Origin of the sequence: Pseudomonas antarctica (assembly GCF_001647715.1) — a bacterium.
Lineage (GTDB): Bacteria > Pseudomonadota > Gammaproteobacteria > Pseudomonadales > Pseudomonadaceae > Aquipseudomonas > Aquipseudomonas antarctica_A.
Genome location: NZ_CP015601.1, coordinates 54,092 through 77,409 on the forward strand (window position 1 = coordinate 54,092; position 23,318 = coordinate 77,409).

The window sequence follows — 23,318 nt, forward strand, 5'->3', positions numbered from 1 at the left end:
ATGCAGAAGGCCTATCGCTGGTTGCCGTGGCTATTGATGTGCTTGAGCGCCTCGGCGTTCCCGGCCGTGCCGCCGAACTGGAAGCACGTGGCGTATTCCTATGATGCGCAGCAAACCGACCTGTCCATCACGTTGCAAGCCTTCGCCAAGGAGTTCGGCATCGACCTTGAGATGGCGCCGATTGCCGGCGTAGTCGATGGCCGTATCCGTGCCGCCAGCCCCGAAGCGTTTCTGGATCGCCTGGGCCAGGAACATCACTTCCAGTGGTTCGTCTACAACGACACCTTGTATGTCAGCAATACCAGCGAGCAGACCTCGGCGCGCATCGAGGTTTCCCCGGATGCGGTGGATGACCTCAAGACCGCGTTGAGCGATGTCGGTTTGCTAGACCCAAGGTTTGGCTGGGGCGCGCTGTCGGACGACGGTGTGGTGCTGGTCAGCGGCCCACCGCGTTATGTGCAGTTTGTGCGCGAGTACAGCAAGACCGTCGACAAGCCGGATGAAAAGCAAGACGTGGTGGTGCTGCCGCTGCGTTACGCCAACGCCGCCGACCGCAGCATCAAGTACCGCGACGAGACACTGACGGTTGCCGGTGTGGCGAGCATCCTCCAGGATTTGCTCGAAAGCCGCTCACGCGGCGACTCGATCAATAACCTCAACCTGTTGCAAGGCGCCGGGTCTGGTGGTGGTCTGGGCACGGCGTTGGGCACCGGCTCCTCGGGCACCAGCAACAACTACGGCAGCGCCCCTCATGGCGGCGGGGCATCGTTGCTCGGCAACGTCGACACCGAAAACCTGCAACAAGGCCTGGACCGGGTGTTGTCGGGATCCGGCCTGCTCAACCCGAAAGGCGGCAGCGGCTCAAGCAAATCGAAAATCCGCGTGACCGCCGATGTGCGTAACAACGCGGTTCTGATCTACGACTCGCCCAAGCGCAAGGCGTTGTATGAACGGCTGGTTAAACAGTTGGACATCCCGCGCAACCTGATTGAAATCGATGCGGTGATTCTGGATATCAATCGCGATGACCTTGCGGAGCTGTCAAGCAACTGGAACGTGTGGTTTGGCGGCACCAATGTGACTTCTTCACTGCTGGACTCAGGCTCCAACTCGACCTTGTCGGCGGAAAACTCCGGGCGTTTTGCCCTGGCCATCCATGCCCTGGAAGGCAAGGGGGCGGCCACCGTGGTGGGGAATCCGTCGATCCTGACGCTTGAGAACCAGCCGGCGGTGATTGATTTTAGCCGTACCGAATACCTCACCGCTACGGGTGAGCGGGTGGCCGATATTCAACCGATCACTGCGGGCACCAGCTTGCAGGTGATTCCGCGTTCGTTATCCCACGGCGGCAAATCCGAAGTGCAGTTGATCATCGATATTGAGGACGGGCAGATAGAGCAGTCGGTGCTGGACGACACCAAGCCGAGTGTGCGCACGGGCAACGTCAGCACCCAGGCGGTTATAGCCGAGCATGGATCGCTGGTGGTGGGTGGTTTCCACGTACAGGAAACCGATGACAAAGTTCGCAAGATCCCCTGGCTCGGCGACATCCCCTGGATCGGCAAACTGTTGTTCACCTCCAACAGCCATCACACCAGCAAGCGTGAGCGTCTGTTCATCCTCACGCCGCGCTTGATTGGCGACCAGGTTGACCCGGCGCGCTACGTGGAAAGTGGCGACCCCAACGACGTAGACGCGGCCATGAAGCGCATCGATGACCGGCACGACGGCGTACAGCCAACCCGCATCGATGTGCAGCGTGCGTTCACACAACTGCTCAACAACGTGCAGCCGGCGGGTTTCAGCGAGAGCAAGGTGCCGTTGTTTGTGCCGCAAAGCCTGTGCGACCAACAGCCGAGTATTGTAATCGATGGCAAACGTACCCAGTGGTACGAGCGCACCACCTGGAGTGTTGGCGTGGTGGTTGCCCGCAACATCAGTGCGCAGCCGGTACGCCTGGATGAAAGCACCTGCGGCGGACGCTGGGTGCTGGGGGTGAGTGCCTGGCCGCATGCCTGGTTGCAACCTGGTGCGGAAAGTGAAGTGTTTGTGGCGGTGCGTCAGCCTCAAGCACTGAAGGCCACGGCTACCACGCGTGTCTCATTACTGCGGGAGGCGAAGCCATGAAGCCTTTCGTGTTGATCGGTTTTTGCCTGCTGTGCGCGACCTTGGCGGGGTGTGCGATGCAACCGGCGGGTTGCACCGGGGCTGCTTGCGAGCGGCCTGATTCGAACGATCGCGAGCTGGTGATCTGGTGGCCCGAGTATATGCGACCGGGACTGGATACCCCACAAAGGACCCAAGACTTTACAGTCGTGCCATTGAGAGATTGAGCATCATGATCCGAGTGTCAGAGAAAGCGGAATTCTATGAGCGGGTAGCGGCTGGGCAAGCTGCGGTTTGGCCGGTGGCTCACGGGGTGTCCTTTGTGAGTCGTCGTGAGCATCATGACTGGGGGATTGCGTTGCATATCGACAGCCGCACGCTGCAGCCGCAGCAATTGCGTGGGGCGTTGGAGCGGCGGTTTACCCAGTCGCACCTGTTTCCGGATTATTTTTTGTCGCTTGATTCGCAGCGGGATTTTGTGGTGTGGCATGCGGCGCCGCTGACGGTTCAGAGTGGCGGGGCGCTGGATGATATTTGCGAGCACCAGTTGATGTTGGCGGGGGTTGGGGGCGTGGTGTGATGGTGTGTATATCCGTTGGTGCGGTAACGGCTGCTTAGGGTTCCGCCCTGACGGCAGGTTAGTTTTTTACAAACGCCTAAAAAAGTAACCAAAAAACGCTTTGCCGCACCACTGGGTGCCTCGCCCAGGCTTGGCATGTCCTTGTAAGATTATTTTCACCTGCTTCAGACCGTGGTGCCCTCAGATTTCGAGATCGTGAGTGAGCATGGGTCGAAGCAGGTTCTTTTCTAAACTAGTCCGAACGGTTGCCTAGGCGCAAAGCCCGATTCTGCAAGGTTGGACGTGAGGAAAACGCCATGGATTATGACTCTGCGTTCGTCGGAATTGATGTTTCCAACAACAAGCTCGACTCATTCGTCAGCACTACTGGCTAAGTCGAACAGTATTTTCAATACTCCAGAAGATATCCAGCGTTTAGCTAAGCATCTCAAGGCTCAAATGCCTGTTTTAGTGGTGCTGGAAGCAACTGGCGGATATGAGTGGCTTGCCCCTGCCGAGCTTTGCGCTGCTGGATTACCAGTCGTTATTGTCAATCCCCGTCAGGTCCGTGATTTCGCTAAGGCGACCGGTCGGCTGGCTAAAACCGACGCTCTGGATGCCCAGGTGATTGCGGAGTTTGCTCAGGCGGTCAAACCCGAAATTCGGGAGATGCCAGATGAACACGCTCGTGAACTGGCAGATCTACTGACTAGACGCTGCCAGCTTATCGATATAATCGTGGCTGAAGAGTCTCGACTGAAGCAGGCGGTATTCAAGGCGCTTCGACGGGATATCAAGGCACATATCGTCTGGCTTCAAAAGCGCCTTAAAAGTACAGACGATGACTTGCACGAAGCGATCAAAGCTTCGCCGGCCTGGAAGGCCAATTATGATTTGCTGCGCGAGATCTCAGATTTTGGCAACGTGCTCGCACTTTCGCTGCTGGCGATGGTTCCTGAGCTAGGCAAAGTGAATCGTAAACAAGTGGCTGCATTGGTTGGTGTGGCTCCTTTTAGCTGCGATAGCGGCCAGTAAAAAGGCCGTTGAAGGATATGGGGTGGTCGAGCTGAGGTGAGAAGTGTGCTTTACATGGATGTCTTGTCCTCGAAGCGCCACAACCCGGTGGTCGAGAGGTTCTACAACCATCTACTTGCTAAAGGGAAGACGAAGAAAGTGGCGCTGGTTGCGTGTATGAGAAAGCTGCTGACGATCCTGAATGCCATGGTCCGCGATCAAATCATTTCGCAGAAATGGCTGGAATTTCGACACGGTTGCTCACTCCGGTTTGAATCCGTAGGCCGCCGCAATGGGCCATCCTTGGCCCAGCGCGGCTAACCCGGTGTCCTGCCGGGTTACCCACGGATTCAAGCCAGCGTTCGGCCAGCGTGGTTAACGGCGCGCCTCAGATCAAAATCAAAATCTACAGCACGGCGGCCTGAAAGCCGACCTGAGTGGTTAAAGCAAAAGCCAGGTCGAGTGCAAATCCAAAGCCTATCTACCTGATGCAACGCGGTCTAAATGTGGGAGCGGGCTTGCCTGCGATGCAGACACCTCGGTACATCAGGTACATCAAGTTGATGCTATCGCAGGCCAGCTCCCACCTTTGACCGGGTATGGCTCTGCTGTTGCTGTTGCTTCGATGACGAAGTTAGCGGTCTTTGGCGAATTGCGGGCATGCCGAGCCATAGCGAGGCACCGAGTGTTGGGGCGAGGACCTTTTGGTTACTTTTGACTGGGCCGGCATTCCTGTCCTTGCAAAAGTGACCCGCTGTAAGAGCGGAACCAATACCAGCCACTACCCAAATAACGGATATGTACTCAGCCATTCAAGCCAATCCCGCAGCCACCGCCCTACGCACACTCGCATGCGCCTGAAACGTCTGGTTGGTAGTGCGATAAGCCAACCCCATCACCGCTGCACTGCTGGCATTACCCAGAAACCCCGCCAACTCCGGCGGCAATTTACCGCGCAATAATTCGCCGGTCGCCATGTTGATCGCACTGGCCAGGCTCGTCCAAGCAACCCGCGCGGGCGATTGGTCCAGCACCCGCCCAAAATCCTCCAGTGGCAAGCTCGGCTTCCACTGCTGGGTGGTCCCCGCACGCTGGGTATCGAAGTGCTTTTGCAGGTGATTGTCGAGCACCGCAATCACTGTATTGAACGCCGCACGAGTAACCGCCAACGATTGGATCGATTCGGCCAACGCATCCCCGCGCAGCGGTTGACGATGATCATCCAGCAACGCCGGGCTAGTGAGTGTCTGCCCGGGCGGCAGCACTTTCGGGCTGATGGAATCCTGCACAAAGCCCATGCTCAGCGTCATGGTCACGTAGGCCCAGCCCAACACCGACATGTCGTCCTGGTGGACGCCATGGGTCTTGGTCGGGCCATGCTTGCCGGTCATGCTTAGGCTGGCTTGCATCGACTCGCGGCTAATCGCATAGATCACATTGCGCAGTTGTGTCGCCAGCACCCGCGCACTCAGCGCGCCGTCACCCCGTGAAGCACCCAATGCGCCCATGCCCAGGTAGACCGCTTCGGCAATGATCTGGTTACGCGTGACGTTGCGCGAATCACGGCGCATTTGCTGGCGCAGCGCGTCTTGTTTGGCCGGCAGCAGGGCGTTCCATTTCGGTTCGCTGAGAGCAAAGTGGCCGCGCACCGCCACGCTGGACTCGTTGCCCAGCCGATCCAGGCGCGGTTGACGCACGTAGATTTGGGTGGCGACCGAGGCCAGGGAAATCGCCGCCTGTAAGCCCAGCGCACCTCCCGGGCATTTTTTCGCCAGCCCGTCGGCCAGCGCGCTATAGGTGTGCATGAACGCTACTTCGCGCAGGTAGGTGGGCATGCCGCAGGTCGCCATTTGCTGCAAGGTCTGCCCGGCGGCGGCCAGGGTGGTGCGCCCGGACGGCAGGTTGGCGGCGCTGTCGCTCCAGGCTTGCACTGCGCCCTGCGTGAGGTTGTGGCCTGCGGCGGCGCCATAGCCGCTGACGCTGGTCCAGGCACTGCCCGCGGCTTTCCAGCCGGGCGCCAGGTAGCTGCGATGGAAGGCTTGCCCCAACCCGCTGACTTGCGCCGCTGCGCGTGCGGTATAGCCGGGTGGTGGGGCTGCCGGTTCGCCGCGCTCCAGCTCGTCAGGCGTGCGCGCGCGGCGCAGGGGTTGCAACGCGATGGCCGGGTTTGGCGGCGCCGTGCCGCCTGCCGGGGCAGGTCTTCTCATGTCCATGCAGGGTTCCTTGGTGCGGTGGCAGCGGGTGAAGGTGGGGCGGCGAAACTGTCGGCCAGCACGCCGAAATCCAGCAGCCAGTCGGCGAAGTCTTCGCCGTTCAGCGCGGTGCTGTTCCAGCGCGCTTGCAGTGTGCTGCCGTGTGGCGCAAGGGCTACGGCGCTGTGGGTCAATAGGATCAACTGCAGGTTGGCCTGCAGGCAGCGTTCGCGTTGGCTTGGGGTGCGCAAGGCGGTCTCGATCGGCGTGCTGACCAGCAAGTTGCAGCGGTCGCCGTCGGCGATCACTTCGAAGCTGCGTCCGTTGGCTTTGATCACGCCCACGGTGTGGATCTGCTCCGACGCCGGTGCGCTGACGCCCAGGCGCTGCAGGGCGCTTAACAGCAAAGAGCGGTGCCAGTCCTGGTGCAGCGCGGCCTGGGCCGATTGCAGGGTGGGTGCGGCCTGGGCCGGTACGGGGCAGGCGGGTGTACCGGCGCTTCCCGGCCCGGCGTTGAGTGCTGTGGCGGCGGCTACCAGGCTTTCGCCCAGCGCCAGCAGGTGGGCCAACTCGTCGCTCAACTGTGCGCCGTCTGCATCGGGGCGCGAGGCCAGGCGTTGCACCAGCAAGCCCTCGCCGGTTTCGCTCATAGCCAGGCTGCAACTGCTCATCGCCGATACCCCGCAGTTGGCCCGCAACAACAGTTCGCTCCAGGTTTCGGCAGGCAAACCGTTGGGCCGTCGCAGCAGTCCCAAGGCGACCCATTGCGGCATCGGCTGGGTTTGCCAGGGCGATAGTTGCAAGGTCATGCCGGGCAAATTCAGCACGGCATCCCGGGCAAAATCCCGGGCCAGGGCAGGGGGCACACCGAGGCGTTCGCCAGCCTCGAGCAACCAGGCGCCGACGGTTTTTTCGATGGGCAATGAAGGTGCGGATTTCATCGGTCAGACTTCCTAAAGTTTTGACTCGCATTGAAACCTTTTAATATTGCAGTTTCGTGAATTAACCGCTCTGGATCAAGATTCTTCGAGCTGAATGATGTCTGCCGTGACCTCGTCCAATTGCTTGATTACCTGATAGATATGCGCCACTTCCAGGAGCGTGGGACGCGGGATATGGCGGCCGGTTCTGACCTTGTACAACGCCCGTGCCAGCCACACGCATTGCACCACCGGGATCTTGGCTTTTTGCGCGCGCTTGATCAGCGCCAAAGCGTCCTCGTCCTCGCCCTTGCAATGAATCACCGGTAGCGGCGTTTGCCCGGGTCGGTAGTACAGCGCCACCGCATAGTGCGTGGGGTTGACCAGTAACACATCCGCCTCTTCGACGGGTTTGCGCGGCTGTGGCGGCGCGCCGTTGAGCAGTTCCTGGGCCAGGTGTTTGCGATGACCTTTGACGTGCGGGTCGCCTTCGGACTGCTTGTATTCGGTCTTGATGTCCTCGTGGCTCATGCGCAGTTTTTTCGCGTGGAAGTACTTCTGCATGGCGAAGTCGACCAGTGCCATGACCAGCAACAAACCCAGGGTGGTGTGCAGCACACTGCGAAACACCGCGAGCAACGCATGCCAGTAGGTGGTCAGGTCAGTGTCGGCCAGCAACACCAGCTTGCCCACTAGCGGCTTGATGGAGACGTAGAGGGTGATTGCGATCACCAGGGCCTTGAGGATACTCATCAGCAGGTTCATCAAGCTTTGCCCGGAAAACATCTGCTTGAGGTGCGAGATGGGGTTTATTTTGCCTAGGTCGATTTTCAATGCCTTAGGCGCAAACAGGAACCCGATTTGCAGCCAGCTGCCCACCAGGCGCATCAGGATTGCCACGCCAATGGTCATCAAGGTGAAGGAGACAAGTGTCCACACGGCTTCGCCGCCCAGCTCCACCAAGGTGTGCATGAACGGTTCGCGCAACCGTTGCAAGGGCTGCGCGATCAGCGTTTGCAGGCGGTTCACGCTGTCATCGGCGGCTCCCAGGCACACCTCGCTGACGCCCAGCAGCACCAGCAGCTTGGTCAGGTCCTGGCTCTGCCCGACCTGGCCTTTTTCCCGCGCATCGCGTTCGGCTTTGGGCGTGGCCTTTTCGGTTTTTTCACTCATGGCACGTGCACGATCTGGCCGAGGATGAACTTCAGGTCCAGCCAGTGCTTGAGTTCGCCGTTGCCAAAATCCAGCAAGGTCGGCAGGTACACCAGCAAAAACAGCAGACCGGCCATGCTCTTGGCCGGCATTGCCAACACCGACACGTTGAGTTGCTGGGCATACAGGCCGACGATAGCGAAGGCCGCTTCGATCAGCAGCAGCAAGCCAATGAACGGCGCAGCGTACAGCAGGGCGTGTTGCAGGGTGCGGTTCAGTTCCCCAAGGAACACGTCCAGGCCCTGGATATCCATGCCCGGCAGCCAGGCGGTGGGCGGCCAAATCACGTAGCTGTCCCAGATCACTTGGGTGATCAGCGACAGGCCGCCCGACAGGATCACCAGCATGATCAGCATTTCCTGGAACAACTCACCCAGGGGCGTGGCGTCCGGCCCCAGGGACGGGTTGAGCTGGCCGCCACTCAGGGCGCCGCGCTGGCTGTCCAGCAGGGCGCCGGCGGTGGCAAACATCCAGAACGGCGCGTACAGCAATAGGCCCAGGAAGATGCCCAGCACCGACTCCTTGACCAGCAGGCCGGCGATTAAAAACCATTCGTCGTTCTGTGCCGCCAGCACCCGGCCGATGCTCGGCGCCGGGATGAGCGAGACCGCAATGGTCACGCCGTAGCGCAGTGGCCCCTTCAAGTATTTGAAGCAGAACGCCGGCACCAGGATCATGCACGGCAGAATCCGCGCCATGGCCAGCCCCGTGCCGAGCATCAGCTCGAACAGGTGCTCGCCGTCAAACGGAATCAATGCGCGCCACCGGTGCGTGCGATCAGGTCGAACGCCAAGTTGATGAACGAGATCAGCTCCACGCCGATCCAGCGCCCGGTGCCGGCCAGGGTCAGGCCGACGGCGGCCAGCTTGACGCCGAAGGGCAGGGTCTGGTCCTGAATCTGCGTCAGGGCCTGCAACAGCGAGGTCAGCACGCCCACCAATACCGCCACCAGCAACGGCGGGGCGGTGAGGATCACCACTAGATACATGCCTTGCTTGAACAGCTCCAACGCTTCCACGGCCACACTCACAGATAGGAATAGAACAGGCTGTCGAGCAAGCGTGACCAGCCTTGCACGAGCACGAACAGCAGCAGCTTGAGGGGCAGCGAAATGGTCATCGGCGACACCATTTGCATGCCCAGCGCCAGCAGCAGGTTGGAAACGATCAGGTCAATCACAATGAACGGGATGTAGATCAGAAAGCCGATCTGAAACCCGGCCTGCAGCTCCGAGAGCACGAACGCCGGGATCGCCAGCAGCAGGTCGTTGCTGTTGGCTTTATCGGCCATCTCGGCCGGCCACATACGATGGGTGTTTTCCAGCAGATGGGCCTGCACATCCGGGTCAGTATTGCGGGTCATGAAGTGCAACAACGGCTGGATGACCTTGTTGGCGCTGGCCTCGAGCTTTTCGGTGGTGCCGATCTGTAGTGGGCTGTCGTTGATCCGTTGCTGAATCTCATGGGCCACCGGGGCCATGACGAACAGCGTCGCGGCCAGGGCGATGCCATACATCGCGATGTTCGGCGGCACCTGTTGCACGCCGATGGCATTGCGGGTGATCAGCAGCACCATGGAGATCTTCAGGAACGCCGTGCAGACGATCAGAAACAGCGGGATCAACGACAGCGCACCCAAAAACAGCGCGAGCATGATGGGGTTCATGCCGTCCAACATCATCGATCAAATACCACACGGGTAATCCGCAGGCCCAGGCGCCCATCTACGTCTACCAGCTCACCGTGGGCAACCACGCGTTCGCCATGGCACAACGTGGCTTCACCTGGCGCGATGCCGGTAATACCCACCACCGAACCCGGCGCTAAGCGTTGCATCTCGTCGAGGGTAAAACTGACATCCCCTGCGCGTACAGTCAGTTCAAGGCTCAAACCGTTCAGCGCAGAGGCGGGCGCGGCGTCGTGAGCTGGCATGTCTGTCGGGGCGTGGTCGTCCCAGGGTTGCCTAGGTTCTTCGTCGAACGGGACACTGGCTTCTTTCTTGCCCACGTCGCTATCGGCCCCAAAGTGTGGCTCATTCATGGTGTAGGTCTTCCTCGTGAAGCAGCCGGAGCTGCAATTGGTCGTTCAAGGTTTCGCTGTGTACGCGCCACAGGCGCTCACCCAACAGCAATCGGCCCTGGCCCTGGGGGTCGAAGCGCGGGGTGGCGGGCAGCAACACATCGCCGGGGCGTAATGAGCGCAGTTCATTGACGCTCAGCTGCAAGCGGCCGAGTTCCAGCGGGCAGTGCAAGGGCCAGTCCTGCGGCCATTGCTGTTCGAGGTAGTGCCAAGGGGCGGCATCGAACAGCTGTAGCAGGATGTCGGCGCCGCACTTCACTACTCCGTGGACCCGCTCGCCGCCGCGCTCGACACCGATGCGGCACTCCAGGCACTCGGCCAGCGGTGGGCAAGCCTGCGGTATGGGTTCGAGAGGCGAAAGCAGGTCGTAAATAGCGTCTGGAAACTGTTGATTGATCAACTGCCAGTACCACGCTTGTAGTTCTCCAGCGGCAATGACCGGGGTTTCCCCCAGCAGGCTCAACAGTGCGTCGGCATTGCTCAGTTGCAGCGGGCCGTGTTTGCTCGACAGGTTCAGGCGCAGGTCATCGGGGTAGCTGCCAGGCTGTAACAACGGGCCCAGGGTCAAGTATCCGGACGTTTCGCCGCTGCCATACGCTAGCCACCGTCCGCGCCCCAGCGCCTGGCACGCGTTCGCCATCGTCGATGACATGCGGCGCAGTGCCAGGGCTTTCATGCGTCACCTGCCGGCTGTAGAGACAGCTCCACGGCATGGCCCAGGGCCTGGGAAAACGCCTCCTCGCAGGCGGGCTGATGGCGGCCCAGGCGCCCCAGCACATCGCGACGCGAGAAGCTCAGACGGATCGCCCAATGGGAGGGATTTTTTTGCGCCTGGATCTGTACCTTGCCCAGGTTGGGCATCAGCAGGGTGGCGCTGAACGGGCGATTGCCCACGTCTGGCAGCCGCAGTGCCAGTTCATCGACCAGCTGTGTCGGGACGCCCTCGATGGGCGTGAACATTGAAAAATGGCTGCTCCCACCGTCCTGTGAGCCGGACTGATCGTCCTGCTCGCCCGGCAGCGGCGCGATCAATTGCTCAAAGAGCACACCGTCAGCGTCCAGCTGCGGGCTGCTGTCACTCAGCACTCGGCTGTCGGCTTGACGGTTGCGCAGCACGTCATTGCGCTTGGGCGCCGGGTTGCCGGTCGGGTAAGGCGTGGCGGGCACGGCGGCTGTTTTTACCGGCGCCGGTGGCGGTGCCAGGTGCTTAATCGGCTCAGTTCTCATCAAGGCTCTCACTCATGCAGGAGAGTTTTTCCACCGCACGCTGGTGCGCCTTGACGGCTTGCTGCGCTTGCTGAAGTTGGTACTCCTGCTCCTCGATGCGTCCGCGCAACTGGCTGACGCTCTGACGGATGTGCGCGAGGTGGTCGAGCATGCGTCGCTCCTTTTCGTGCCAACGTTCGATATCGTTCAGCTCCATGGTTCTTTCCAGGTGCGTGTCCGACAGCTGTTGACGTCGCAGCTTCTGGTTATCGCGTTCCTGATTGAGCGAAGCCGTGCTGATCAGCAACTGCTCCTGGAGCTGGTGCAGTTCCTGCTCGATTTGCCGACGGGCACGTTCTGCGCTCGCCTGACGGTGTAGGCGCAACGGCGTCAGTACGCAGATGGCGTGCTCCAATGCAGCGCGGTCCAGGTCTACTTCCAGGTCTTCGTCCATGTTCAATCCGGTAATTGCGAGGTGATGTAATCGAGGCGCGCCAGGGTGTCGTCGAGGCTCACAGGCTCACGCAGGTCCTGGCGCAGGAACTGGTTGATTGTTTCGTGCAGCTGCACCGCGCAGTCGGTGACCGGATCCGTCCCGGCCTGGTATTCCCCCAGGCGCAGGAGCATTTCCACTTGTCGGTAGGCGGCCATTAACTGGCGCAGGCGGTTGTTGTTGCGCACGTGTTCGCGGCTGGTGATATTGCCCAGGATCCGGCTGATGCTGGCCGGCACGTCGATGGCGGGGTAGTGCCCGCGCTCGGCCAACTTGCGCGACAACACAATGTGCCCGTCCAGCAGCGAACGCACTTCGTCGGCCACTGGGTCGTTCATCGAGTCGGCCTCGATCAGCACGGTATAAATCGCGGTAATCGAGCCGTTTTCACTCATGCCGGCGCGCTCCACCAACTGCGGCAGCAATGTGTACACCGAGGGCGGCAGGCCGCCGCGGCCCAGTGGCTCACCGGCGGCAATCCCGATTTCCCGTTGGGCGCGGGCAAAACGCGTCAGCGAATCGATCAGCAACAGCACTTTCAGGCCGCGCTGGCGGTAGGCTTCGGCAATGGCCGTGGCGGTGAAGGCCGCACGTGCACGCTCCATGCTCGAACGGTCGGATGTGGCGCAGATCAGCACCGAGCGGTGGCGCAGTTCGTCATCCAGTTCATGGTCGAGGAATTCACGCAGTTCGCGCCCGCGCTCACCAATCAGGCCGAAGACAATCACGTCGCAGTCGATATTGCGGGCCATCTCCGCGAGCAGCGTGGTCTTGCCGCAACCGGCGCCGGCGAAGAGGCCGACGCGCTGCCCTTCACCGATCAGAATGGCACTGTCAATCGCGCGAATGCCGGTAGGCAGCGCATTGCTGATGCGTGGTTTCTGCATCGGCGGCAACGCGGCGGCAATCACCGGGGTGGTGGTGCGCGGGTCGTGCAAGCCGGCGAAGGCGCCGTCGCCATCGCCCAACAGCGGTCGGCCGAAACCATCGAGCACGCGCCCCAACAGTTGGTCATCCACGCCAATGCGGTGGGCCATGCCCAGCGGTTCGATACGCGCCCCGACCTGGATGCCTTCGGGCGTGCCAAGGGCGCTGAGCAAAGTACATTGGGGGGTAAAGCCTACGATTTCCGCGAGCATGGTGCTGCCGTGGCCCTTGCTGACCTGGCAGAGGTCGCCGATTTTGGCCGCCGGTACCTGGCACTCCAGCAAGATCCCGCTGACCGCCGACACTCGCCCGCTGATGCGCACGGCCGAACAGTGGGCCAGGCGTGTGCGCTGTTCCTCGGTCCAACGCGCGAGGGCGGGGTTCACCAGTGCATCTCGATGTGTTGGTCGCCGTCGAACTCGATGTGCTGCTCATCCAGGCGCGCGAGGCGCAGCCCCTTTAACTGGTCGCCGAGGTACATCCGGTGGCCGTCGGCGGTGACTAGGTGTGCGTTACTGCCCGAGATGATTTGCACAATAGCAAACGGCAGGCCGGTGCCCACGGCGGTGACTTTGTCGAGCACCGGCACACCCGATGCAAAGCGTTCGTTGAAGCCCTTGAGCATGCGCGTGTAGATCGGCAGCGCGTCGTCTTTAAGGTGACCCTGGAGGACCAGGCCGTCGTCGCTGTCTTCCACACTGACCTCGGTCAGCAGGCGATCACTGAGCAACGTGCTGAGGCGGCGCCGTACTTCATCGCGGCTGGTCAGGCTGATTTTTTCCGATACCGGCGCCTGCGCGGGTTTGGCGGATGCAGCAGCCGGCGGGCTCTGTTGCGCCACGGCGGCCGGCGCCGGAACGCCCACAGTGCGGCTCAAACCCCAGGAGGCGCCTGCTGCACCGACGACCAAACCGGCAAGTACCCCGCACGCCAGCTTTAGCCGTGACACGCGCGGCGGCGGCAACGGGCGCGGTGCGGCGATCGGTTCGTGCACCGGCGGCTGTGTCGGCGCCACCAGCATCGGCACTTGCGGCCACGCCTCTTTGGCAGGCGCCAGGCACAGCCACACATTGCCGAGCACAAAGGTCTGGTTGGGGGTCAGCACCGTGGTGGCGAGGGCATGCCCTTCGGCGTCGTTGATCAGGCTTTGTTCGGCATCCAGCTTCCAGCCCGCTTCGGTGCGGCTCAGGCGACAATGCAGCGCCGCGATGCCTGGGTCGTACAGCGCCAGGTCATGGTCGGCATGCGCACCGATCAGCCATTGCTCGCCGATCAGCGGCAGTGCGGCGCCCTGGTGCAGGCCGTTGAGTACGCGCAGTTCAAACATCGCAGAGGCTCCAGGTGTCATGCGGCATATTCGTCTTCTTCCTGTGGGGAACACTCGTCTTCAAGGTCGAAGCGACCCAGCACTTTGACTTCGGCGGCATTGCTGATTTCGGCGAAGGACAGCACCGGCACATGGTGGAATTCATCTTGCAGCAGCGTGCGCAGCGGGCTGCGCAAATCCTGCGCCACCAACATCACCGCACGCTCGGTGGAGCGCAGCGGGAACGCCATGCGCAGTTGCTGTACCAGCAACAGGCTGGACTCGCTGTTGAGGGCAAAAAAGGTTTCGGTCTGGGTCTGGCGCAAGCTGTCGCGCAGGATGCCTTCGCTTTCCGGGGTCAGCAGCCACACCTGCAGGCCTAATGCGCTGCAATACTGGTTGTAGATCAGGGATTTGAGAGCGATGCGCACATAGTCGTTGAGGGCGGTGACGTCGCGTTCGTGCTGGCCGTGTTCGATCAGCGTCTCGGCAATCACCCGTACGCCGCGCAGCGGTACGCATTCCGATGCCAGGCGTTGCAGCACCTGGGAAAAACGCGCCAGCGGCACCACACGCTGCAGCTCCTGGGCCACCTCCGGTTGTTCCGACTCCAGCCAGCCGAGAATCGCCTTGGTTTCCTGCAAACCGATAAATTGTGGCCCGCACACCTGCAAGGCGCGCTCCATACGTTCGATGATCAGGGTGCTGGCGGTCACCACCGGCAGGCCCTGCAACTGCGGTGCGTCGCCGGGCATCCACAGCCATTGGCTTTCCTGGCGGTCCACGGTGCCGGTGATAGCCTGTTCCAGCTGATGGACGACTCGTGCCTGGGCGTCAATGGCGACATGGGTCTGGCTCAGGGTGGCCTTGAACATCGGCACTTCGTAGACCACGAAACGGAACTCGTCCTGCTCAAGATGGGACAGGTACTCGATGATGAACGAGGGCAACGTCAGGCCATAATTGACCACCAAACGGTTGCGACGCTGACGGATCTCGCTGACCAGCGATTCCACCAGTGCGCGGTTCTGTGAGGGGTGAAATTGCAGGACAAATTGCCGGCTCGGCAGGAACACCCGCAAGTCTTCCTTGCCATTGTTCTCGGGGGAGACGTGTACCGGTTGTTCGGTCACCACCTTGGGTTTGGCCCGCTGCAATTGTAGGAAACCGCCGAGGCTGCAAATGATGGCGATGGTGATAAATACGGCGGTGGGCATTCCCGGCATGGCGGCAAAGCCAAGCATGGCCACCGAGGCGATGATCCACGCTTTGGGCTGGCTGGTGATCTGTTCGGCAATTTCGCGGCCGATGTTGGCGTCGGCCGCCGCGTTGTCGTTGCTCACGCGCGTGATGATCATGCCCGAGGTCACGGAGATCAGCAGGGCCGGAATCTGCGCGATCAGGCCGTCGCCGATGGTCAGCACGGTGTAGAGCTGCACCGCATCGCCGGCGCTCATGCCATGTTGGATAACGCCGATGGAGATGCCGCCAATCATGTTGATGGCCACGATGATCAGGCTGGCGATGGCGTCGCCATTGACGAACTTCATCGCGCCGTCCATGGCCCCAAACAGCTGGCTTTCCTTGCCCAGCTCAGAGCGCCGGCGCTTGGCTTCCTGCACGTTGATCAGGTTGGCGCGCAGGTCGCTGTCGATGGACATTTGCTTGCCGGGCATCGCATCGAGGGTGAAGCGTGCACCCACTTCGGCAACCCGTTCCGAGCCCTTGGTGATCACCAGAAAGTTGACCACCGTGAGGATCATGAAGATCACCATGCCCACCGCCAGGTTGCCGCCCACCACGAACTGGCCGAAGGCCTGGACGATGTGGCCGGCATCCTGGTTCAGCAGGATCAGGCGCGTGGTCGAAATCGACAGCGCCAGGCGAAACATGGTGGTGATCAGCAGCACCGACGGAAACGTCGAGAAAGCCAGGGGCCGGGGCAGGTGCATGGCCAGCATGATCAGCAGGCAGGAGATGCAGATGTTGACCGCAATCAGGATATCAACCAGCCAGGTCGGCAGCGGCGTGATCATCATGAACACGATGGCCAGCACCACAAATGCCCCAACGATCTCGGAGCGGCGCATGGCCGCTAGGGCGATCTGGTTCAGCAGGTTGACGATTTTGTGCATCAGACAGGTCGCCCCTTGGCCAGTTTTTGCTCTTGCTGGGTCAACTCGGCCATCAGCATCAGCAAGTTGCCCAGGGCGTTCTGGCGGGCCTTGAGGTCTTTCCACAACAGGATCGGCAACTGTTGCAGCATCGGACGCAGGCCATTGAGAAACGACAGCTGATGCTTGAGTTGTGAGCCACCAATAAATTGCGTCAGCTGCAGGGTTTCATGCAGGTTCATGCCCTTGCCCGACAACACCAGCAGGTGCTTGAGAAAGGTCGGTGCGTTGAGTTGCAGCGCCGGGTTCTTGCCGCGCATGCGCCCCAGCAAGTGTTCGCAGTTGTGCAACAAGGTGGATACATGTCGGGCGGTATTAAGGCCGTGCATCAGCGTGCGCAGTTGCTGGCGGGTGCTGGACGGGGTGAAGGCGGCCATGTCGTCGGCGATCGCTCTGCGCAAGTCGCGCAGGGTCGGCTCGAAGTGGTGCTCGCCTTCTTCCTGGCCGAGGAGGGTGTCGATCAGGCTGGAAATCGTGGGTTGGCCCACTACGCCGTTGTAGTAAAGGTCGCGCAGGGTTTGCCGGCGGCGTGGGTTAAGGCTGGAGCGGGCAAAGGCGCGGGCCGTGTTGATGCCCGCGCGTGCGCGGTTGCCGTGTTGGTGACGCAGCACCCGCAGTTGCTGGGACAGCAGCACGTGCTCCTCGCTGGCACCTTCGTTAAAGGCTTGGCGCGCGGCGGCTTGCAGCATCACATGGGCTTTTGCCGCATCGCCGCCGGCCGAGCGCAGCACCTCGTCGAGGATGCTGTTGTCGATCACCTGGCGCTTGAGTTGCTTGCGCAAATTGCGCACCACTGAATCGAGGTTCAAGTCCTGGGTGCCCATCAGCAACTCGTACAGCTCACCCAGTTTCATCGCTTTGGATTGCAGCGTCGTGCTGCTGATCACCAAGTCGCGCTGGCTCAGTGATTGGCTTTGCTGGATCAGTGCCGAGGTGAATCGGGCCACTTGCTGAGGGGTGCTGCCCTGGTCTTTGGCGATCGTCGGCGCCATGGCCGCAGACGTGGCTTCAGGCCTTGGCGTAACCGGGAAAACTGGCTGGATCGCGACGATGGGGTTGAACGCGGAAATTTTCATGGCGCGGCACTGACGCAGGGGATCATGCTTAGTTAGTGGGGGCTTTTGCTAACGGGTTCCACTTGATAAGGCAATAGAAAAAGTGTGCATAAATATGTATTGGTCTAGATACATTTGTGCAGGATCTTGCATATTTCCAAAATCCTTATAAAAAATATGCTTATAAAACAGCCGGATAGGGCTTGTGTATTTGTGGCATGTATATCGCTCTGTAAGTAGGACATATCTTGAAATGGTATTTGTCCATGTGTGTGATCGATTCGCCAACGTTTTCTACTGGTATTTCCGCGCTTCGCCAACTCGATGAGACGCTGTTGCAGAAGGTTCGGTTGTTCATCAGAAAGAAGGTGATGAACCCCGATGATGTCGAGGACCTGCTGCAAGGCACCTTTCTTGAAGCCTTGCGAAACGAGCATAAATTTCGCAATGAATCGCTGCTGCTGACCTGGCTGTGCGGTATCGCGATGAACCTGATTCGCAGCCATTTTCGCCAGCTCTATAACCAGCCATTCCAGGCCTGTCTGGAGGAGCGGGAAGTGCTGGATATTACCGATCAGAGCGATGTGTTTAACGAGGTCAATGGCAGCCGTCAACTGGTGCGGGTGGTGAGGGCCATCGCAACCTTGCCGCTGAACATGCAGGAGATTATCCACGTCTCAATGGAAATGGAAGGCAACTACCTGGACACCGCCTCGCAACTGGGGGTGCCGGTGGGGACGGTGCGTTCGCGGCTGTCACGGGCGCGTGAGCAACTCAGGCGACGAGTCTCCAGCGGATTTTGATCTGTGCGGCACAGATGGCCAATTAATTACACAGGAGGAGGGAACCTCTTGTAGCTCTTGTCCCACGCATTAAAAATGTCCAACCGAAAGTGGCGGCCCCTATGCGCATTTCCAATTCCCCGTTTTCAAGTAGCAGCTCTGTCGCAGATTCCCAGGCGTCGCCCGCAGCGTCGGACGGTCAGGGCGATGCTGGGCCTGCAAAAAACGGCGGCGTGCAGTTCGGCTCCCACGCTCAGCCGCTAGAGTTCCTGAAGCAAACGCAAGATACGCTGGATGCGGGCAACGCCCAGATCGCGGATTTCGAGAAGCAGCTGGGCACTGAGTTGAACTCGTTCAAAAACCAGATTGATCAGTTCATGAAGATCCTGTTCAACCCGCTGGCTGACCCCCAGTCGGCAAGCTGCCCTGCGTCGGAGCCTGGCGCAGGCGCGGCTTCAGGCTCTGCGCCTGCAACAACTTCTACGCCTGCAACGGCTGCAGCGCCGGTGCAAGGCGCCGCCCCGGCACTACCACCCGCGGCTCCGGCGACCAGCTTGGTAGCGCCCGCCAGTGACAGCGGCAAGTTCCTGGACGACTCCAAATACAACACCCCGGGTGCCTTGAAGCGCTGGGCGCCGATGGTCGCGAATCTGCCGCCCGACCAACAGTTGCAGGCCGAAAAAGAGCTAAACCGACCGATCGCCGCCGCGCAGATGGCCCAGGAAGGCGGGGCCAATGGTGCGCAGGCCATGGCGTTCATCAAGGCCAACCCGGCGTTGGAAAACGCTATCGATACCGCGATCAACCCCAAGGCCGATGGGATCATCAACAACAAAGACCTCAGCAAGTTCGTCAGCCAGATGCAAAGCTCCGCCGACGGCGCCAGCAAGGACCTGGCGGCGTACCAGAAGGCCAACCCGAACGCCGACGAGCAATCGCTGCAAATGGTGATCTCTGCGTCGGTGATGCGCGCCAACGAACCCTTGACTGCCGCTGCGGACCCGGCGCACGCCGCAGGTGCCAACGGCCAGACCAAGGTCGATGGCCTCACCGACCAGCCCGGCCTGGCCGCGTTGCAAAACAGCAACCCGGGGTTGGCAGGTGTGACACGACAAGCCGCCAAAACCTGGTCGCAACCGGGTTTTTTCAACCTACTCGATCAAGGCGGGTTGTCGGGTCACGCCCTGGCGGCCCATAGCCCGGACGGCTTGTTTAACGCGGCGAATATCAGTGGCTGGATTAAAAACCAGGCGCCAAAAAATGGCGGCGAATTCGCCAGCATGGTCAGCGATGCCGCGACCATCAACGCGGTGGCCAACGTCGATATCAGCAAGCTGGGCGCCGACGTTTTCAAGAACCCGCAGAATTACTCCGGCGCGCAAAAAGCGGCGGTGATGGTCAAGTTGCAACAGACCAAACTGAGCGTCGATGCAGGCAGCGACCTGCGCAAAACCGACGATACCGAAAAAGCCCTGTCCGACGATATCGGCCAATTGCAAAACGACCCGGACGTGCAGGCTTATCTGCAAAAAGCCGTGCCGGAACAGGAAAAAGCCCTGGTAGCCAGCGACCCCTCGATGACCAAGGCGGTTTACGACCAGATGAAGAAGGTCAACAACGGCTCGGCCCTGAACGCGGATATGGACACGGCCGAGAAGAACATGAAAAAGGGTGCCGCGGCGCCCGACTATAGCAGCGCCGCCATCGGCCTGTCGGCCCAGTTGCAGTTGCAGCAGGATTTGCTTGGCCCCAACGCAAAGGTGCCGACGGCGCAGCAGGTGCTGGGCAACCAGCCTGCGCTGCAATGGAAAATGCAGGACGCTTACCAGGCCAACTTCACCCAAGGCGGCGAGTTGCAGCAGGGCCTGAGTGGCAAGAAACTCGGCGCCACCCAGGCGCTCCAAAGCGTGAACGATCACCGCGCGGCCTATGAAAGCGTATTGCCGCCCGCGTTTGTCGGCGCCCAGCAGGCGGGCTTCCAGAGTTCTACCCTCGATGCCTTGCAGCAGTCCAAGGCCGGTCGCAGCTTCCTCAACAGCGCGGTCAATGGGGATGCAACTGCCACCGCGACCCTGGCGATGACGGCCATGCAAAAGGCGCAGAACGTCAAAGACGACGTGGATGCCGTCAAGAAGGGTATCAGCGACGTCAAGGACGGTGTGGACGCGGTGCGCTCGATGGCGGGCCACGAAGCCACCGTGGGCCTGGGCCGCATGACGGCCGGTGCGGCGATTCGCGTGGGGGTGGCAGTGGGTGCAGAAGCTGCTGGGGCCATGGCTTCCAGCGTTATTGGCGCCGCTGCCGGTCCTATCGGCTGGGCAGTGGATGCCCTTGCCAGTATTGGCCTGGGCATCGCCGCGATCATTGCGGCGGTGAAAAAGCACGCAGAAGCCAAGGCGTTCGACCATAACGTCGACCCGACGCTCAACCAGTTCGGCATCCCCAAACCGCATTGATCAACACGCCTCGTTCCTGAGATTAACCACCAAGGAGTACCGCTTTGAATATTTCCCCTGCGTCGCTGCGGACCGCGATTCAAGACATTGAGAAAGACCTTGAGAAAGTGCTGGGCCAGCCTGCCTCAGCGCAGCATGGGCAAGCTGGACAGGGCGCGCCTGCCGGGGCCAAGGAACTGACTGCTGCACGTCAGGATAAACCTATCGACTTCGGCACGCCTTCAGACCCTTCCTCGACCACCACACAGCCCAAGTCAGCTGATCAGAAAAGTGACGCGGACCAGAGTGGTTCGCTCAATCAGATGATCGAAGACATCCTCAAGGTAGTGATGCAGTTCCTGCAGTCACTGATGCAAAAAAATGGCGACTCGGGGTCCGATAACGGAGATTCTGGCTCGTCCAAGCCTGCCCCGCACATTCCACGTAGCGGCGTGGCTAACCAGGGCGGTGGCGGTGGCGCTGCTGCTCCAGCGCAAGCTGCCCCGGCGGCCGGCAATGCGCCTGCGAGCGCTGCGTCGGGCAACACAAGCGTGACGGGCAGCGGTGACTTGCACCTGCCGCCGGCACTGGAACCGTATCGCGCCGACATACAGGAAGCCGCGCAGAAAACTGGGATGCCCGCCAGCGTTATCGCCGGGCAGATCTGGGCCGAATCCCGTGGCGATTCAAATGCGTCCAGCACCAACGTCAATGGCAAGACCGATGGCGGCTTGATGCAGGTCAACGCCGACACTGCTGCGGAAATGAAGAGCGAGAACCCGGATAAATTCAACGGCGACGCGATCCACGACAACATCATGGCCGGCGCGCTCTATCTGCGTGACCAGAGCAAGGCGTTTGGCGGTGATATCGGTGCGGCGCTGCGTGCGTACAACTCGGGTCCGGACAAGGTCAACCGCAATAACCTGGCGGACGTCGGCGGCGTGGGCGACCCGGACTACGTGAAAAACGTGCAGCAATTCGCCCAGATCATCGGCAGCGGCCAGGGGCAATTACCGGCTTAAAACATTATTCACCCGTATAAGCAGTACTTTGTTACCCGATTCGCCAGGAGGCTATAACCATGAGTAATCCCCCAAGAATCAGTTCTCATCCGCCGGTATTGCCAGAGTTGGCATTTGAAGTTGAGCGACGCAACCAGGGCATCCAGATGCAGCCGCTGGGCCATAGCGCGATAGCCGGCGCCGCGCCGGTCACTAGCGTCAATGATCCTCAGGTGCTGTTGGACCTGGAGCAAAAGATGGCGGATATTTTTGCCCCGCACGAAACGCCCGCCAACAAGCAGGCCCTAGGCGCATTGATCAAAGACCGTGCCGGGCAATTGCAGGTGATGGGGCAGACAGCGGACGACGTGGAGCGTTTTCTCGACAAGGCCACGCGTATGGATCGGGTAACATTGCAGGCACTTGGGGCGATGGGGTCGGCACCTTTTGCAGTGGCCTCGGTGCTGCTCGACAAAGTGCCGGACATCACCGAAAGGGCCGCTGGCCACCTAGCCTATACTGGGTTTATTGGGGGGGCGTTTTCCGGCGCGATCGACACGGCAGCCCGTGGCGTGCTTGCGCGTACTACCCATGACTCAATGTGGCTCAAGGCGCCGGCCGAGGTGCTTGAGCCAGTGATGCAGCAGGCTCAGGAGGCCCGGGGCACGGAGAACCTGGGCCGCCGTGCGCTGGATTCGGCGCTGGCGAATCAGACGTTCAGTTTGCGTAACATTGCCAGGGGCCTGGTGGCAACGGCGCTGATGGGCACCGGCCACCCCAAGGCGGCTGCAGCGGCGGATACCGTGTTTGGTTCGGCCGGCGGCATGGCCGCTTGCGCAGGGTATGCGTTGGCCACGCGCCGCAGTGACCTGCACGCTCACCGCGCCGGCCCCGAATACCTGTTCGGGCGCCAGGATTGGAAAAAGCAGTATGAAACCCTCAGAGATTGCAGCACCACACGCGACCCGTTGATCAACAGTGGCAAGCGGTTGGCCAAACTGCCGCTGGACATCTTGACGGACACGGCCAAGTCCCTGAGCAGCGTCATTTCTGCCAGCAGTGCAACGGCAAACGGTTTGGCGCTGGGCGGTGGCGGAGCCTTGGCAACCGTAGCCCGCAGCATGGTCAAGGGCGCGGCGGCCAAGGCCGGATATTCGTCTGCCGCCATCGCCGCCGCAGACGGCGCTACCAACGTTGCCATGTCAGCCATGACGTTTGGCGCTTATGGCGCGGTGGGGGTGTTGACCAACCCGGTCAGTAAGGCTGCGACCAAGACGTTGCAAGACGACGTGCCGGCCAAGACGATGAGCGCAGCAAGCGCTGTGGCTGAAGGCCTGTCGTCAGCCGCCGAGGCGGGTGCTAACGCAGTCGCCGGTTTGGCGAACCGGTTGCGTCAGCGCCCGGCGCGGGCCGCTGATCCGCAAGGTGGCTCCGAGGTCTGATTGGCGGGTATGAAAAAGTCCCGGGGGTTCGCTCCCGGGTTTTTTTTGCTTGGTCAGCCGCGAGCGCGCTGTCGCACCCAATAGCCAGGGCGCTACCGCATGTAGTGCGCGTGCTTTGGGCGCACGCCCTAGGGAACCCATCTGCGTATTTGCTCACTCACGGAAATGCTTGAAAAAACTGTGCCGCGAAGCGCTACCGATGTACTCACCTTGTGAGGCTATTCGATGAACCCTGTTGGTCCTGTAAACCACGTTTTTAGGCAGCCTGCGATTGCAGAGCAAAGCGTCAGCACACCCAAGGCGTCACCCATTGCTTCCAAGGTTGTTATTCCACAGTTTCCAATCGATAGAGATGGGCGTATCGATATGCCCGCCCAGGAAATATTGGCGAGCCTGTGCGCGAAGAATGAGGT

General features: G+C 60.9%; 21 protein-coding genes and 1 pseudogene. 8 read left to right on the forward strand and 14 right to left on the reverse strand.

The features are described from left to right. The 4 genes and pseudogenes from sctC (at position 1) to A7J50_RS31170 (ending at position 4,000) form a co-directional block, all read left to right on the forward strand. Complete coding sequence (gene sctC, locus A7J50_RS29680) at positions 1 to 2,127, forward strand: type III secretion system outer membrane ring subunit SctC (protein ID WP_064455082.1); 2,127 nt, start codon at positions 1 to 3, stop codon at positions 2,125 to 2,127. After that, positions 2,124 to 2,333 (forward strand): HrpT family type III secretion system protein, encoded by a 210-nt coding sequence (gene hrpT, locus A7J50_RS32040; protein WP_082896005.1) that lies wholly within the window; start codon positions 2,124 to 2,126, stop codon positions 2,331 to 2,333. Before sctC ends, hrpT begins: the two co-directional genes overlap by 4 nt. Before the next feature lie 5 nt (positions 2,334 to 2,338). Further along, a complete protein-coding gene (locus A7J50_RS29685) occupies positions 2,339 to 2,686 on the forward strand; it encodes a hypothetical protein (RefSeq protein WP_064455083.1) in 348 nt (115 codons plus the stop codon). Between the two features lie 296 nt (positions 2,687 to 2,982). Next, positions 2,983 to 4,000, forward strand: a pseudogene (locus tag A7J50_RS31170) (IS110 family transposase). Positions 4,001 to 4,491: 491 nt separating this feature from the next. On the opposite strand, the gene A7J50_RS29700 reads toward A7J50_RS31170, so the two are convergent. The 14 genes from A7J50_RS29700 to sctW form a co-directional block, all read right to left on the reverse strand. Beyond that, a complete protein-coding gene (locus A7J50_RS29700) occupies positions 4,492 to 5,886 on the reverse strand; it encodes a hypothetical protein (protein ID WP_237140935.1) in 1,395 nt (464 codons plus the stop codon). Next, positions 5,883 to 6,812, reverse strand: a complete 930-nt coding sequence (locus A7J50_RS29705) for a hypothetical protein (protein WP_064455087.1) — start codon at positions 6,810 to 6,812, stop codon at positions 5,883 to 5,885. Before A7J50_RS29705 ends, A7J50_RS29700 begins: the two co-directional genes overlap by 4 nt. A 75-nt stretch (positions 6,813 to 6,887) precedes the next feature. Continuing rightward, the gene (gene sctU, locus A7J50_RS29710; protein WP_064455088.1) at positions 6,888 to 7,964 is read right to left on the reverse strand and encodes a type III secretion system export apparatus subunit SctU; all 1,077 of its coding nucleotides are present in this window, start codon (positions 7,962 to 7,964) and stop codon (positions 6,888 to 6,890) included. After that, positions 7,961 to 8,755 (reverse strand): type III secretion system export apparatus subunit SctT, encoded by a 795-nt coding sequence (sctT, locus tag A7J50_RS29715; protein ID WP_064455131.1) that lies wholly within the window; start codon positions 8,753 to 8,755, stop codon positions 7,961 to 7,963. The genes sctU and sctT overlap by 4 nt, the downstream gene beginning before the upstream one ends. Continuing rightward, complete coding sequence (gene sctS / locus A7J50_RS29720; RefSeq protein WP_064455089.1) at positions 8,755 to 9,021, reverse strand: type III secretion system export apparatus subunit SctS; 267 nt, start codon at positions 9,019 to 9,021, stop codon at positions 8,755 to 8,757. Before sctS ends, sctT begins: the two co-directional genes overlap by 1 nt. Positions 9,022 to 9,029: 8 nt before the next feature. Then, the gene (sctR, locus tag A7J50_RS29725) at positions 9,030 to 9,683 is read right to left on the reverse strand and encodes a type III secretion system export apparatus subunit SctR (protein ID WP_064455090.1); all 654 of its coding nucleotides are present in this window, start codon (positions 9,681 to 9,683) and stop codon (positions 9,030 to 9,032) included. Further along, positions 9,680 to 10,042, reverse strand: coding sequence for a FliM/FliN family flagellar motor switch protein (locus tag A7J50_RS29730; RefSeq protein ID WP_064455091.1), 363 nt, complete (start codon positions 10,040 to 10,042; stop codon positions 9,680 to 9,682). The genes sctR and A7J50_RS29730 overlap by 4 nt, the downstream gene beginning before the upstream one ends. Further along, the gene (locus A7J50_RS29735; RefSeq protein ID WP_064455092.1) at positions 10,035 to 10,757 is read right to left on the reverse strand and encodes a hypothetical protein; all 723 of its coding nucleotides are present in this window, start codon (positions 10,755 to 10,757) and stop codon (positions 10,035 to 10,037) included. Before A7J50_RS29735 ends, A7J50_RS29730 begins: the two co-directional genes overlap by 8 nt. Next, complete coding sequence (locus A7J50_RS29740) at positions 10,754 to 11,308, reverse strand: type III secretion system HrpP C-terminal domain-containing protein (protein WP_064455093.1); 555 nt, start codon at positions 11,306 to 11,308, stop codon at positions 10,754 to 10,756. The genes A7J50_RS29735 and A7J50_RS29740 overlap by 4 nt, the downstream gene beginning before the upstream one ends. After that, positions 11,298 to 11,741: a hypothetical protein gene (locus A7J50_RS29745; RefSeq protein WP_064455094.1), complete on the reverse strand. Its 444-nt coding sequence runs from the start codon at positions 11,739 to 11,741 to the stop codon at positions 11,298 to 11,300. Before A7J50_RS29745 ends, A7J50_RS29740 begins: the two co-directional genes overlap by 11 nt. Before the next feature lie 2 nt (positions 11,742 to 11,743). Then, positions 11,744 to 13,093 (reverse strand): FliI/YscN family ATPase, encoded by a 1,350-nt coding sequence (locus A7J50_RS29750; protein WP_064455095.1) that lies wholly within the window; start codon positions 13,091 to 13,093, stop codon positions 11,744 to 11,746. Then, on the reverse strand, positions 13,090 to 14,034 hold the full coding sequence (locus A7J50_RS29755; protein ID WP_064455096.1) for an FHA domain-containing protein: 945 nt from the start codon (positions 14,032 to 14,034) through the stop codon (positions 13,090 to 13,092). The genes A7J50_RS29750 and A7J50_RS29755 overlap by 4 nt, the downstream gene beginning before the upstream one ends. Positions 14,035 to 14,051: 17 nt before the next feature. After that, positions 14,052 to 16,148, reverse strand: a complete 2,097-nt coding sequence (gene sctV, locus A7J50_RS29760) for a type III secretion system export apparatus subunit SctV (protein WP_064455097.1) — start codon at positions 16,146 to 16,148, stop codon at positions 14,052 to 14,054. After that, a complete protein-coding gene (gene sctW, locus A7J50_RS29765; RefSeq protein ID WP_064455098.1) occupies positions 16,148 to 17,263 on the reverse strand; it encodes a type III secretion system gatekeeper subunit SctW in 1,116 nt (371 codons plus the stop codon). The genes sctV and sctW overlap by 1 nt, the downstream gene beginning before the upstream one ends. A 245-nt stretch (positions 17,264 to 17,508) precedes the next feature. Between sctW and A7J50_RS29770 the strand changes: the two genes are divergently transcribed. The 4 genes from A7J50_RS29770 to A7J50_RS29785 all read left to right on the forward strand — a co-directional run bounded on the left by A7J50_RS29770 (position 17,509) and on the right by A7J50_RS29785 (position 22,905). Continuing rightward, positions 17,509 to 18,045, forward strand: a complete 537-nt coding sequence (locus A7J50_RS29770) for an RNA polymerase sigma factor (RefSeq protein WP_064455099.1) — start codon at positions 17,509 to 17,511, stop codon at positions 18,043 to 18,045. A 101-nt stretch (positions 18,046 to 18,146) separates the two neighbouring features. Beyond that, on the forward strand, positions 18,147 to 20,480 hold the full coding sequence (locus A7J50_RS29775; RefSeq protein ID WP_064455100.1) for a type III effector HrpK domain-containing protein: 2,334 nt from the start codon (positions 18,147 to 18,149) through the stop codon (positions 20,478 to 20,480). Positions 20,481 to 20,524: 44 nt separating this feature from the next. Then, entirely contained in the window at positions 20,525 to 21,484 is a 960-nt protein-coding gene (locus tag A7J50_RS29780; protein WP_064455101.1) for a lytic transglycosylase domain-containing protein, read from the forward strand. A gap of 59 nt (positions 21,485 to 21,543) precedes the next feature. Further along, positions 21,544 to 22,905, forward strand: coding sequence for a hypothetical protein (locus A7J50_RS29785; RefSeq protein ID WP_156526330.1), 1,362 nt, complete (start codon positions 21,544 to 21,546; stop codon positions 22,903 to 22,905). Positions 22,906 to 23,318: the final 413 nt, after the last annotated feature.